This window comes from Teichococcus deserti (genome assembly GCF_001982615.1).
Lineage (GTDB): Bacteria > Pseudomonadota > Alphaproteobacteria > Acetobacterales > Acetobacteraceae > Pseudoroseomonas > Pseudoroseomonas deserti.
The window spans coordinates 19,911-31,882 of record NZ_MLCO01000032.1; the positions used below are offsets into that span (position 1 = coordinate 19,911).

The window sequence follows — 11,972 nt, forward strand, 5'->3', positions numbered from 1 at the left end:
TCAGGCCCCCTTCTGCTTGCCGCACACGCGGTCGATGGAAGCGTTCCAGCCGAACGGGTCGGCCGGGTTGGTAGTGCGACTGGCTTCTGCCGCGCCCACCACGCCGTGGCCGGCGCTGACGCTGGTCGTGTCCTGGGCGGCGGCGCGGGCGCGAAGCAGGGCCTCTGATACCTCGCCCTTAGTCTTGCCCTCGCGGATGTAACCGGCGGCCGCCTGCGGCTGGCCGGCCAGCGCGCAGAGCTCGACGATCGCGGCGGCGTTCTCCGCGTTGAAGGAGCCCGCCGCGGCTGCAGCCTGGGCCGCATTGCCCTCAGCAGGGGCAACGGTGGTCTGGTCGGCCGGCGCTGCGGGCGCGGCCCCATCGGTATTGGTAGACATGTGCTCTCCCGAAGTGGAAGCTGCCCGCGCGGGTCGGCCGCGCTCCGTTGTGCCGCCAGGGGCAGCGGCATCAGCACGCCGAGCGGCTTCCGCTACGGCATCAGAGAGGGTCCCCACGCGATCGGCCAGGCCGACCGAGATCGCTGTTTCCCCATAGAAGCATCCGGCTTCGGTGCCGCGCACGGCGCTCTCAGCCAGCGACCGGTTGGCGGCGACCAAGCTGGAGAAAAGCCCGTAGCAGCGCTGAACCTCAGAGTTCAGGTCAGACCTGGCGCCCTCGCTTAGCGGCGCGTGGCTGCTGCCGTCGATCTTCTTCGCCCCAGCGAAGACGTATTCGAAAGCCAGACCCTGCTGCTGGTCCCGGGCCGACTGATCGACGTGCAGCGCTACCACGCCGACAGAGCCAACCCCGCCGGCACGGCCGACGAAGAGGACATCGGCGGCCGAAGCCAGGGCATAGGCTGCCGAGTAGGCGTAGCCATTGGCTGCCGCCACGATCGGCTTGCGGCCACGCATTCCGCGGATGGTCTCAGCCAGTTCAAAGCAGCCAGCACACTCGCCGCCGGGGCTGTCGACATCGAGCGCGATAGCCCGAACCCCAGGGTCAGAGATCGCCATGACCATATCGCGCCGGATCTCGCCGTAGGACCGCAGAGACGCGCTGTTGGCGTCCATCTGGCCTGAGCGGTTCACCAGCACGCCCACGACGGGGACGATGGCGACCCCGTCCGGCGTCACCGCATAGGGGCGGCGCGGCTGCTGCGGCACCGTCTGGGCGGCGAAGTCGTCGTCATCGAAGGCCATGGGCTTCAGACCGAGGCGATCTCCGATGCCACCGAGGATCGCCTGCAGCTTCGCCTCATGCACCAGAAGCGGCGTGCCAAACAGGCGCGCCGCCACATGCGCCATATGTGGCATTGGTTACTCCTCTTCCGGCGGAACGCGCCGCGTCTGGCCGTCTTCGTCGCCCTGGACGGGGTCATCATCGGGCGCCGGCGGCAGATTCTGGCCTACTGGAGCGATCCCAAGACGTCGCTGGCGTGCCTGGTCGTCTGCCGTGCGCTGATCCGTCTCTTCGGCGTCGAAACCGTTAGCTTCCATGACGTCGGAGGGCGCCTTGAACAGCTTCTCGACGGCCAAGACTTCGGCCTGCAGTTCCTTGAGGGGGTCCGCCCAGGCCCAAGGCGGAGGCATCCAGCGAACCCTGCGGAACTTGGCGCGCGACCGCGTGTAGGTGGTCAGTGACACGCCGCGGACGGCGTCAGTGAGCAGCGCCTGTGTCAACCAGGCCTGAACCACCGGCATGCACATGCCGAAGATCATCACTGACCACTGGTAAGCCTCCACGCGCCCCTTGGCATCGACCAGGGCGGCCCGAAGGCTCGAGTAGTTCGCCTTGTTCGTGTCGCCAGTCAGCGCGAAGTAGGGGACGCCAAGGCCGGACGCGATCGCCAGTAGGGTGCGGTACTGGAAGGCCTCGAAGTTTCCTCCAACGTCGGCCGGCGCGCTGAAAACGACCGACTCACCGGGCCGCAGGACCGACATGGCGCCCGGCTCGAGAGATGCGACAGCGACGTCGTCTCCGTATGGCCCGGCCAGCGAGCCGAATGACGGGTCAACCCCGGCCACAGGGAGTTCACTCCCATCGGATTCGGCCTGGGTGATGAAGCCAGCATGCAATGCCGCCGTCTTCTTACGCTCCAATTCGGCGTCGTCGTACTGATCCAGGGTGAACAGCTTAGCCGTCACGTTGCTGAAGCGGCTGAGCCCCCTGATCTGACCTGCCTCGACGGGATCCAAGATGTGCAGCACTTCGTTAGCCGGGACCCGGATCTTTTGGCCCTGCTCGGCGCGCAATTCGGTCGAATCTGCCGGGTGCTGGCGCCAAAAATAGTAGGCCACTCGGCCGCCAATGCGGTCGAACTCAATGCCCTGCCGCACTACGTTGCCGCCAGCCAGAACCCTGTTGTCGTTCGCATCCAGCATCTCGGCCGGCAGCATCTGAAGCTGCATGGGGACGGACAGACCGTCCTCCGGCCGCCGATATCGGATCCGAAAGAAGACCTCGCCCGCGATAAACATTTCCCGAGCCGCACGGCGCTGGAGGCCGTAAAAGTCGGTGAGGCCCTCAGCATCGGCCTCATCAGTCCAGTCGTTCCAAGCCTGGCGCAGCGCCTTCTTCTGGTTGGGGCTTACCCCGGTCCAGGATGGCGTGATGCCGGCACCAACGACGCGGTTGCCCCACCAATCTGCGGCGTTGATCGCATAGGCGTTGTTGCGGGTCAGCCAGCGAGCGCGCTGCAGCACCGTAGCGCCGGCGGCCGCAATCAGCGTGTTGACGTGCGCCGGCCCCGGTCGGAAGTTCCGGAGCCGCCGGGCCGCAGCACCAGCCTCAAGCCCCGATGCGCCATAGCCTGGGCCGACGACGGGGGACGAGACGGCGGCCGAGACGCGCCCTCGGTCATTTTCCGCCCGGCCGAAGGGCCACCAAGAAGCCATCTCAGAGACCCTTGGTGCTGGTGTAGTAGACCTGCCGAACGCGGCCCGGGCCCTGGCCTGAGAGGCGGCACAGGGCGGCGATATCGGCCTTCAGATCCGCCACCACCTTCCGCTGCACCTCAGCATCCTGGTAGGTGATCGACGACGTATCGGCATGCCGAACCTGCTGCACGCCACTCGCCAGGCGATCCTCCGCATCACGCAGCGCGAGGAGCTTGCTGGAGAGGGCCGCCTGCACCTGCTCGGGGGTCAGGTTCACCATGGCGGCCTCCAATCAGCTATCGCCGCGGCAGCGGCTTAGTCAGTCCATCCAGCGGCTGCGGATCGCGGGGCGCAGTGCGGCATTGACGCGCGTCAGATGGGCCGGCATCGGGCGGCCAGGCTCAAAACCACTAGCCGGCTCTTCCGCCTCAGCTTGCGCAGCCGCCTCAATGACCGGCACCCCAAACGAGGCCCGCAGCGCGCGCCATCTAGACGGTGCCCAGCGATCCATGCCGACCGCGGAGCACACCGCTCGGGCGTACTTCCAGCAGTCGAGCGCTTCCCGCGCATGTACTGCCTTCCATTCGCCCTTCTCCTCGAGCCACTGGTCGCCAACCATCTGCTTGCAGACTTCCTCACTGGCTAAGCCATTGAGGTGGACGTAGCCGGCGGGGTAGGCGATCCCTTCCGCCTTCTCCTCGTCGGTCGGTGGGTCCAGCGCCAGGAAGCCGTAGAGCTCCATGGTGATCAGGTGGCCGCCCACCATGCCGAGCCGCAGCCCGCGCTTAGGCTTCTTGCCACCTGCGGTTGTGTCGCGGACGCCAGACCAAGCGAACACTGGGGCGCCATGGCTCGTGGCACCCTTGACCGGGATCACAACGCCGGCGTGCCGACGCGCCCATGCCTCAACCTGGGTCGTCGCAAAGCCGGTATCTGCACCGACCTTCATCAGCCGCATCTCGGCGCTGCTCTCATGCACCCAGGAGCGCTGCACGACCTCGCTGACCTGATCCCAAACGTCCCCGTTGAAAGGATTCCCTGGGATGACGATCAGGTCGACCAGCCAAGACTGCCGATCGGCACCCCAGCCCCAGACATAAATCTCGACGCGATCCTTCTGCACATCCAAGCCAGCCGTGAGCACCAGAGCATCAGCCGGAACCCGATCCGGCCGATAGTCCTCGCGACGCTCGTAAAGCCTGCGCCATTCGGGCGCCTCGCCCTTCTGCTGCCAGGTCTCTCCGAGGGCGGTGTTGATCCAGGTCTTCAGCAGGTCCGGGCTGTTCTTCGCCTTGAGAAAGTCACCCACCGTCTCAGACAGCTTTCGCCAGGGCGAGTAGAGCTCTGAGAGGTGAAAACCCGCGATCCCGCGGAACTCGCCCTCAGCCTGCCACCATCCCTTGCGCACCGATGCCCACCGCTGGGCGTCTGACCAGGATTGCTCACAGCCCTCGCACTGGTATCGCGCCGACCTCGGGTCAGCGTTGTCCCACTTCACCTGGGCCCAGCGGAGGACCTGACCATGATCGCAGTGCGGGCAGGGAACCCAGAACCGCCGCTGGTCGCTCTCTAGGAACGCCCGCTCGATCCGCGACTGGCCGGCGATCAGCGGTGTGCTGACCAAGACAATCTTGCGGTTCCAGAAGGTGGCGGTGCGCTTGACGGCTAGGTTAACCGGGTCACCTTCAGAACCCGCCGACGTGTCGTAGCGGTCGACCTCGTCGCAGCAAAGGATCCGGATGGGCCGGGATGCTAGGCCCGCCGCAGAGTTAGCGCCGGTGACCGTAAGATGGCCTCCGGCGAAGGTCTTGTGCCGCACCGTATTGCCGGAGGACCGGCTCTTGCTATCCGCCACCCGCCCCTTGAGCGAGGGGCTGTCCCGCAGCATCGGCGCCAGGCGGTCCTTGCTCCACGTCTCGCCCATCTCAACTGACGGCTGCACGACCAGGATCGGAGCCGGGTCCTGGTGGATGTGGTAGCCGCAGAGGTTGTTGACGATCTCGGTTTTGCCGACCTGGGCAGAGGCCATCACCACCAGCATCTCGACCCGAGGATCGGAGATCGCATCCATTATCTGCCGCTGATACTCTGCGCGGCCCGTGTCCCACTTGCCGGGCTCGGCAGACGCCTCAGCCGAAAGATAGCGGTGCTGATCAGCCCACTCGCTGACGGTCAGCTTAGGAGGAGGCGCCAGCCTCCGCAGAATCCTCGTCCCCGTCCGCGCCGCGGCCCGCCCGACGCCGAGCGCGATCCTTGACGGCATCACTGAGCTCGGTTGCGGCGAGATTTCCGCAGACCTCATGCACCAGCTCCGTCAGCTTGTCGCGGACCTCGGCGAGGCCGGGCAATCCCAGCACCACAGGGGCGGCACGGGTGGGCAGGGCTAGGACACGGGCTCGGACGCCGTCGACGATGGCGCCGACCACGACCTCCAGGTCTTCGGCCAGAACCGCTTCACCCCGCATCTGAGCGTTCAGCATCTCGCGGGCGTCGGCTTGCAGATTGATGAGGCGGACGCGGGCGGCGTCGAGACTTTCTGCCGCCTCGGACCCGCCGCCGGCAGCCTTTCCCGAAGCAGGTCGATTGTGATTGCTGTAGGCCAAAACGGCGTCGCCAAGACGGTACTTGCCGGCTTGGTCAGGGATGACGCCCTGATCCCTCAGCTCGCGGACGCGTCGTTCAGATATGCCCAAGCCCCGGGCCAGCACGGATGCGCTGACCACTTCATCCCAGACGTCCATTTCAGCCCTTCAGGCCGCGTTCATGGCCTCGACAGCAGGCCCAAGAATCAGAAAGGCCGCCCCAAAGGCGGCCTCTCCATGATCCATCCTGATCTGCGCTAGCCATCGATCTGGCGGCTTGGCATTCTTCCGCGTGTTGCACGTTCGGCAGCACACCAGCACGTTTGAAACGCCATGGATGCCGCCCAGCTTCAGCGGGATGATATGATCCAGGGTCTTATCGGACCAGTGCAGGCGGGCCAGGCAGTATGGGCAGTCCTTCGCGGCGCCAAAGATCTGCCGGATGACGTCCTTCGTCAGCGTTCCATTGGTCTGTGCGGCGATCCGGTCAGCACGGGCGCGTTTTTCGGCGCAGAGGGTGCCAGGTTCGGCATGCCGGCGCGCGTATACCGCCACCCGAACCTTTTCCTTGTGCCGTTCGTAGGAGGCCTTGGCCTTGCGGCGCTGCCGGTCCTTGGCATTCGGCAGCGCGGCGCGCTTCTGATAGACGCACGGCTGACAGAGGGCGTGGCCACCTGGCGCAACGACAAATTCGGCCCGGCACCCGCCACAGACGCGGGAATCACACGGCGCAGGCGCTTTCGGGTAGCAGTAGGCGTGGCGGACGTAGCGTGCCTTTCGGCAGTTCTTACACTCAGACTGCAGTCCGTTCTCTTTGGATGCGTTCCGGTAGAAGCCGGCCCTCGGTTTCGCGACCCCGCAGGCGGTGCAGGTCGCAAGATCCATTGGCGGCGGAACCTCCGGGGCGGCCCTGACCCAAGGCGCGTGACACGGATCGAACCCCTGCGCACAGATTTTGAGCAGGAAGGACCCAAGGGGGTGGCCCCCCTCCGCCCTGCCTGGGGTCAGGCCGCCTGGCTCGCACCCTCGGCCGGCAGGTCGTTGGCGGGCTGGTTGCCCCGGGCCATGGCCTCCCGGAAGTGCCGGGGGGCGCTGGCCCGCACCGTCCGCTCGGCGGTGCCGAACCAGTCCAGCCGCCTCCGGTACTTCGGCGGACCCTTCATGAACATGTAGACCGGCAGGGCTCGGCCGGCGTCGTTCCGACGGTAGATGCCGGGGGCAAGGTCAGAGCCGGACGAGTTGAAGCCCTGACCCGAACCCCAGATGACGAAGTACTGCGTCCTTGCCTTCCGGCTCCGGCGAGCCTTGCGAGCCGCCCGGTTGTCGCCTCGGTTCAGCACACCCAGTTGCGACAGGATCAGGGTCAGCTCGCCCCGGTTGGGGTTGCCGTTGCTGTCATACTGAGCGAAGCGGGCCGGCATCATGTAGATGGACTGGCCGCCAGGGGAGAGGCGGCCGATGCGGATCTCGGCCTGCTTGGGCTGGCGCGTGCCACCGAAGATCTGCGTCCGATAGATGTCCTCGACCTGCCGACCACGAACACCGAAGGTGCGGGCGATGTCGACCACAGCCTCAGGCTGGGCCTTCTTGGCGTACTGGGTCACCCGGACATTGTTGATGACGAAGCGGGTTGGCTTGAAGAACGTCGTCTCGATCTGCTTGCGCAGAGCATCCCGGACGTCGAAGGCGGTCTTGGTGGCCGCCCTGGTCGCCGCATACTGCGCCCTGGACCTGACCAACCTGACAGCTTCCTGAAGTTGGCGGACGTCGATCGAGTAGGTGGATCGGAGCATGAAGCTGTTGTCCTCAATGCCCTAACCTACCGACGACGCGGGTTGGGTATTAACGTATGTTTGTCAAGATGACGCTCACGCAGTCGTGTCTAGACCGTAACGGGTGGTTAGGTTGGGCTCTTACCTGATCTCACCCCCCCGGAGGGATTCATGTTTCAAGAGACTGATCTTCAACATTCAGACGTAATGCAGGACGTAGCCAGCGCCATGGTTGACGCTGTCAGTAGCCTTGTACAGCAGGGAGACGTCCTGCCGGCAGCGGCTTCCCACCTCCTAGATCGAGCGATCGCTGGACTGCCTGTCGGAGCCCAACCTCTCTTGAGGTTCGAGGCTCACAGATTGTGGATGACCCGAATCGTCAATCAGGAGTGGCAAGCTCCGGCTTAGAAAGTTCATCCTGCGCTGAAGGAGCGTGCAGGAAAACTGGCATGACCGACCCCGCGGTTGATGCGAGAGGAGTGGTGGAGGCCCTGGTGCGGGAAATCGAGAGCATGGTCGCGTCCGGGCGGATCAGCACCAAAGATGCTTTCCCGCTGCTCCATCGAGCAATCGATCATCTTCCCCCACAAGATCGAAGACTACTCCGGCTTGAAGTACAGGCCGCATGGGCGCGGCGCGAGCAGGCTAGCCGCCCCTCCTAAGGCGTCTGCCAAGCAGCCCCCCGTGGCGTGAGAGCCCAGACATGAGCACTTGCTTCTAACGCAAATTTGGCCCGATTCGTACTTCCCAGAGAGCCCGCAAGTTGTATCATTGCGTCACACAGGGACGAAACGTAAGGATGTGCCGTGGTTAAGGCTGACACAGCGGTGATTTCCGCTGCGAAGGCCCTCGTCCACGAGGTTCAGGAACTAGTGGCGAGGGGAAATATTAGGGCAGAGGAAGCGATCGGGCTGTTGCATCGCGCGATCGATCATCTTCCGCCAAAGGTGCAATTCGCCCTACGGCCGCAGGCCGATCTGGCCATGCGCATTGGCTGTAGCTCTGTACCGCCGTACCGAATAAAAAAAGCCCCGGCGCATGCCGAGGCTCAAAAATCTGGACGCAACTGTGCCCAGCCACGCCCTTGAAGTAGTTGGCCGTTGAATCGCCGTCAACTACTTTTTCAAGCGCCAGAAATTGGCGAGGTGGGCAAGTGCTTCCCGCACGAGCCAAGCAGTCGCCAAGCGTGAAGGCTCTTCGTAGACGACGACCATGCGAAGGGCCTGTTCATGCTTGGCCGAGCAGAGGCGCCGTACGTCCTCCATAGCAGCGCAGTAGCCGTTCCAGGCTTCCTGTGCGTCCTGGCCCTCGTCCACGTCGACGCTTCCTCGGCCGATTGGAGCCCCTGCATATCCTTTCGGGAAGCCGCGGACTGGGAGTGCCGCTCGCCACAACCGGGCAAGCTCGTAGGCTGCCGCCCGTTGCAAAGCATCCCAGCCGGCCGCGTCCCCTTCCCCGGGCCGACGCTGCCGACGATCTTCAGGGTCGCCGGTGGGTCGCGTAATCGCCCCGGCGATGTCGCTTGCCTCAGCGGAAGCCAGGAATTGATCCCGCTCACCATCGGTCATGCAGTAGGGGCGAGGCCCCTGCCCCAGGTCGACCACGCCCGCGACGACGGTCAGGGGACTGGCGGCTAGTGGCGCCGGCCGCAGCTTTTCACGGCCGGTATTCACGCGACCAACTCCCGCGCTGCCTCAGCCAACCCGACTTGGTAGCCGGCAGTATTGTGTCGTTTGACCAGAACCCCCATTGCCCAACAGGCGACGAGGAAAGAGCCTTCGCCGATGTAGTAGTCTTTCCCGGGAAAGCGGGCCTTGTGCCATCGCTCGGCGACGTGCTTCCAGCCATAGCAGGACCGCCTCAGATTCACTGTGGCTCGACGGGGCGCCACCGCGATGAACTCCGCAGCTCGCAGAACCTGAGCGACACCCTTTGGCCCCTCGAGTTCCTGCCGGTTGATGGCCAGGGCGTCGCGGCCATACTGCTTCAGATAGAAAGCGTCGGCCACACCGCCCCCATGGAGGAGCGGCTCATCTTCCATGCACTGACGGATAGCCGCCACCGGGTTCGCCTGGATTTCCGCCAGGCTCATGTTGCCGAAGGTCATCAGGCAATCCTCCATTGGACGCGCTTGCTGGTCTGGGACGGGATCATCGCTCGCGCCCACCCGCATTCCTCGATCTTGCCGAACTGCTTCAGCGCCTCTTCGGCGACGGAGCTGTCCGCAAAGCCGTAGAAGGCCATCATCTCGCTGAAGACCCACTCGGGCGTCATGTCGTGCCCGCCCTTCAGCCAGTCGCTGAAGCAGGCGCCATAGGTCATCTGCGCGTTGCGCCAGCAGGCCGGGCCGCCGGTGCGGACCCATTCCTCCCCCCGCTCGTCCAGGATGACGAAACAGTCCTTCACCCGATGCGCGGCATTCAGGTTGAAGCCGATCAAGGCCTTTGCCGCCGGGATGCGGTCGGTCATGCGTGCCGGTCTTCCATGTTCGAGTGGGCCGCGTCCCTGCTGCTCGTGCTGGCCAGGCGGCCGCTCCGAGGGTCCAGCTTCAGGCGGGCGAATTCATAGCGCTTGCCGAAAGCGTCGTATCGCGCCTTCCAGCAGTGCACCTCGGGATAGCCCTCGTCCCGACGGTAGACGGTCAGCCCGAGGTCAGCCTTGTTGAACCAGTTGGCGCCACCGTTGATGTCGTAGCCGTCTGCGACTGGGTAGACCCCCTTCTTTGGATCCTTCTGCAGCTTGGTCGGGTGCGCTGCGATCAGGATGCCCATGCCCTCGGCGCGGCCCCAGGCCTTCAGCTTGCGCAGCCACTTCCCGGTGTACTGGGTCTCGCTCTCGTGCCGGGTGAACTGGTGCTCGAATTCGTTCCACGGGTCGAGCACCAGCAGGTTGCGCGGGAAGCGGCGCTTGGCCTCTTCGGCCCTGGCCAGCACCCACTCGAGCGTCATCTCGGTGTCTGGGTTGTCGGACCAAAGGAACGTCACCTTCCGCCGGACCCAGTCCTGCGCTTTCGCCAGCAGAGCTTCGGGGACGTAGCCGCCGGCCGCCTTCATCGGATGGTTCAGCAGAACCGAGCAGATCCGCAGCGCCAGCACTTCGGGCCGATTGTCCTCAGGGCTGCACCAGACGATGCCCAGGTCGCTGCGCAGCGCGGTGCAGATCAGCCAAGTCCGCAGGAGGCTCGACTTTCCGTGGCTCGGGATGCCGGTGACGATCGTCAGCCAGCCGCCGCCGGCGGGGAGCCGGGCGATCTCGTCCAGGTCACCGATGCCCGCGGTCAGGCCTGAGGGCTCGCGGCCATTGTGCAGGAACTCATGCAGGCAGCCATCCCGCATGTCGAAGATGCCCTCAAGCGGCATAGGGCAGGCTGCAGCCACTGCGGCCTGGACGCCCTCGGGGCCATGCTTCAGCAGCGTGTCGTTGGCGTCCTTACAGCCATCCGGCCAGGTCACCCGCCAGCACCGCACCCGCCCCAGGCGCCGGGCAAATTCCTCCGCGAGATAGCCGCCGGGCATGTCCATGTCGGTGCCGATCAGGATCCGCTGGACTGCGGCCAGCTTCTCGGCGCAGGTCTCGAGCGCGTCATAACGCTGGTCGTCCAGGCGCTTCAGGTCGCCCTCGTCCAGCAGCTTCGACGGCGCTCCGTCCGGCAGGCTGACCACCTGGCGGAAGCCTGCCTCCCAGCACGCCAGCACGTCCATCTCGCCCTCGACCAGGATCACCTCGTCCGCAGTCTTGATGGCGTCGGCGTTGAACAGCGTCCGGAGCGCATCCCGATCCTGTTGGAACTGCTTCCGGTCGGAGCGGAACTTCCGGTTCACCACTTCCCCCTGCCACTGGTAGGGGAAGACGATCGTCGGCGCCGGGCCCCAGAGCAGCTTGCCCTCCCCGTCCTTCAGCGGCTTCCCCGCCTCGTCCAGCTGAGGCCAGTTCCGGGTGGTCCCGTAGACCCCGAAAGCGGCCAAAGTCTCCTCGGAGATGCCCCTGGCCGCAAAGAGTCTCAGAAGCCCGTCAGGGCGTTTTTGGTCTTCTGCGCGGTCGAGGGTCGGCGCGACCACTGGAGGCCGCTCACGGAGCGTCGGAGTCGAATCTAGAGGCATGTGGCGCCGCTCGCCCGTTTCGATCCGGCCGGAACCGGGCACGATCCACGATCCGGAGCACTTGCCGCGGAAGCAGTGCCAGGTCGCGCCCTGCCCGTCCTGGTCGAGCTTGACCGACAGGCTCAGCTCGTCCCGGGCCTGGCACGCCGGGCAGCCGACCTTGGCGTCCCGGCCCGGGGAAAGCCGCGTCCGCCCGAGCTGGATCCCCGCCTCGGCGAAGATGTCCGCCAGGCTGTCGCCGACGACGAACGGCCGCCCGTCGATCCGCCGGGCCATCAGTGCAAGCCCCCGGCGCCGTGCAGCAGCGGCAGGTCCTCGGCCGCCTCGCGGGCCGCCAGGGCCTGGTCCCAGTCGACGTCCCAGAGCTCGGCCTTCTCGTCCCGGGTCTTCGGGTTCAGCAGCCAGTCCAGCGTCGCCACCCAGCCGCGGTCGTTCTCGCCGCGGTGGTGAGGCGAGGCGGCGCAGGCCCGGAACAGGTCCCGCAGGGCGCCGACGTCCCCGTGCGACTTCGCCAGCGCCTTGGCGATCAGCTCGGGCCGGCCCTTCTTCGCCAGGCCGTGGGCCTTCGGCATCGTGCCCTGGACGCTGTCGTTCCAGGCGTCAACCACGGCCAGCAGGGTTTCCTCGTCGGGCTTCGAGCCACCGCGGCGCCGCGGTGG

The 11,972-nt window shown here is 65.8% G+C and carries 13 protein-coding genes; 1 reads left to right on the forward strand and 12 read right to left on the reverse strand.

What is annotated here, in order from left to right:
- The 7 genes from BKE38_RS05200 to BKE38_RS05230 form a co-directional block, all read right to left on the reverse strand.
- A complete protein-coding gene (locus BKE38_RS05200; protein ID WP_083747304.1) occupies positions 1-1,296 on the reverse strand; it encodes a S49 family peptidase in 1,296 nt (431 codons plus the stop codon).
- Positions 1,297-1,299: 3 nt separating this feature from the next.
- Complete coding sequence (locus tag BKE38_RS05205) at positions 1,300-2,877, reverse strand: phage portal protein (protein ID WP_083747305.1); 1,578 nt, start codon at positions 2,875-2,877, stop codon at positions 1,300-1,302.
- Position 2,878: 1 nt separating this feature from the next.
- A complete protein-coding gene (locus tag BKE38_RS05210) occupies positions 2,879-3,139 on the reverse strand; it encodes a hypothetical protein (RefSeq protein WP_131829490.1) in 261 nt (86 codons plus the stop codon).
- A gap of 39 nt (positions 3,140-3,178) precedes the next feature.
- Positions 3,179-5,122 (reverse strand): phage terminase large subunit family protein, encoded by a 1,944-nt coding sequence (locus tag BKE38_RS05215; protein ID WP_076956311.1) that lies wholly within the window; start codon positions 5,120-5,122, stop codon positions 3,179-3,181.
- Positions 5,037-5,600, reverse strand: a complete 564-nt coding sequence (locus BKE38_RS31775) for a hypothetical protein (RefSeq protein WP_076956312.1) — start codon at positions 5,598-5,600, stop codon at positions 5,037-5,039. The genes BKE38_RS05215 and BKE38_RS31775 overlap by 86 nt, the downstream gene beginning before the upstream one ends.
- 9 nt (positions 5,601-5,609) lie before the next feature.
- Positions 5,610-6,326, reverse strand: a complete 717-nt coding sequence (locus BKE38_RS30335) for an HNH endonuclease (RefSeq protein WP_083747307.1) — start codon at positions 6,324-6,326, stop codon at positions 5,610-5,612.
- A gap of 119 nt (positions 6,327-6,445) precedes the next feature.
- Positions 6,446-7,234: a hypothetical protein gene (locus tag BKE38_RS05230; RefSeq protein ID WP_076956314.1), complete on the reverse strand. Its 789-nt coding sequence runs from the start codon at positions 7,232-7,234 to the stop codon at positions 6,446-6,448.
- A 428-nt stretch (positions 7,235-7,662) separates the two neighbouring features.
- On the opposite strand from BKE38_RS05230, the gene BKE38_RS31300 reads away from it, so the two are divergent.
- Positions 7,663-7,875 carry a hypothetical protein gene (locus BKE38_RS31300; protein WP_131829491.1) on the forward strand — a complete coding sequence of 71 codons (213 nt, stop codon included), beginning with the start codon at positions 7,663-7,665 and terminating at the stop codon, positions 7,873-7,875.
- Between the two features lie 453 nt (positions 7,876-8,328).
- On the opposite strand, the gene BKE38_RS05235 is transcribed toward BKE38_RS31300, so the two are convergent.
- From BKE38_RS05235 to BKE38_RS31780, 5 genes are all read right to left on the reverse strand, one after another.
- Complete coding sequence (locus BKE38_RS05235) at positions 8,329-8,529, reverse strand: hypothetical protein (protein ID WP_076956315.1); 201 nt, start codon at positions 8,527-8,529, stop codon at positions 8,329-8,331.
- Positions 8,530-8,882: 353 nt separating this feature from the next.
- Entirely contained in the window at positions 8,883-9,320 is a 438-nt protein-coding gene (locus tag BKE38_RS05240; protein ID WP_076956316.1) for a hypothetical protein, read from the reverse strand.
- A complete protein-coding gene (locus BKE38_RS05245; RefSeq protein WP_076956317.1) occupies positions 9,320-9,682 on the reverse strand; it encodes a hypothetical protein in 363 nt (120 codons plus the stop codon). Before BKE38_RS05245 ends, BKE38_RS05240 begins: the two co-directional genes overlap by 1 nt.
- Positions 9,679-11,589 (reverse strand): toprim domain-containing protein, encoded by a 1,911-nt coding sequence (locus tag BKE38_RS05250; protein ID WP_083747308.1) that lies wholly within the window; start codon positions 11,587-11,589, stop codon positions 9,679-9,681. The genes BKE38_RS05245 and BKE38_RS05250 overlap by 4 nt, the downstream gene beginning before the upstream one ends.
- On the reverse strand, positions 11,589-11,972 hold a 384-nt coding region (locus BKE38_RS31780), incomplete at its 5' end, for a hypothetical protein (RefSeq protein ID WP_207553496.1). The genes BKE38_RS31780 and BKE38_RS05250, both read right to left, overlap by 1 nt.

Coding starts and splice junctions, on each gene's coding strand:
- BKE38_RS05200 (WP_083747304.1), bottom strand. CDS start 1,296: ATGCCACATATGGCGCATGTGGCGGCGCGCCTGTTTGGCACGCCGCTT.
- BKE38_RS05205 (WP_083747305.1), bottom strand. CDS start 2,877: ATGGCTTCTTGGTGGCCCTTCGGCCGGGCGGAAAATGACCGAGGGCGC.
- BKE38_RS05210 (WP_131829490.1), bottom strand. CDS start 3,139: ATGGTGAACCTGACCCCCGAGCAGGTGCAGGCGGCCCTCTCCAGCAAG.
- BKE38_RS05215 (WP_076956311.1), bottom strand. CDS start 5,122: ATGCCGTCAAGGATCGCGCTCGGCGTCGGGCGGGCCGCGGCGCGGACG.
- BKE38_RS31775 (WP_076956312.1), bottom strand. CDS start 5,600: ATGGACGTCTGGGATGAAGTGGTCAGCGCATCCGTGCTGGCCCGGGGC.
- BKE38_RS30335 (WP_083747307.1), bottom strand. CDS start 6,326: ATGGATCTTGCGACCTGCACCGCCTGCGGGGTCGCGAAACCGAGGGCC.
- BKE38_RS05230 (WP_076956314.1), bottom strand. CDS start 7,234: ATGCTCCGATCCACCTACTCGATCGACGTCCGCCAACTTCAGGAAGCT.
- BKE38_RS31300 (WP_131829491.1), top strand. CDS start 7,663: ATGACCGACCCCGCGGTTGATGCGAGAGGAGTGGTGGAGGCCCTGGTG.
- BKE38_RS05240 (WP_076956316.1), bottom strand. CDS start 9,320: ATGACCTTCGGCAACATGAGCCTGGCGGAAATCCAGGCGAACCCGGTG.
- BKE38_RS05245 (WP_076956317.1), bottom strand. CDS start 9,682: ATGACCGACCGCATCCCGGCGGCAAAGGCCTTGATCGGCTTCAACCTG.
- BKE38_RS05250 (WP_083747308.1), bottom strand. CDS start 11,589: ATGGCCCGGCGGATCGACGGGCGGCCGTTCGTCGTCGGCGACAGCCTG.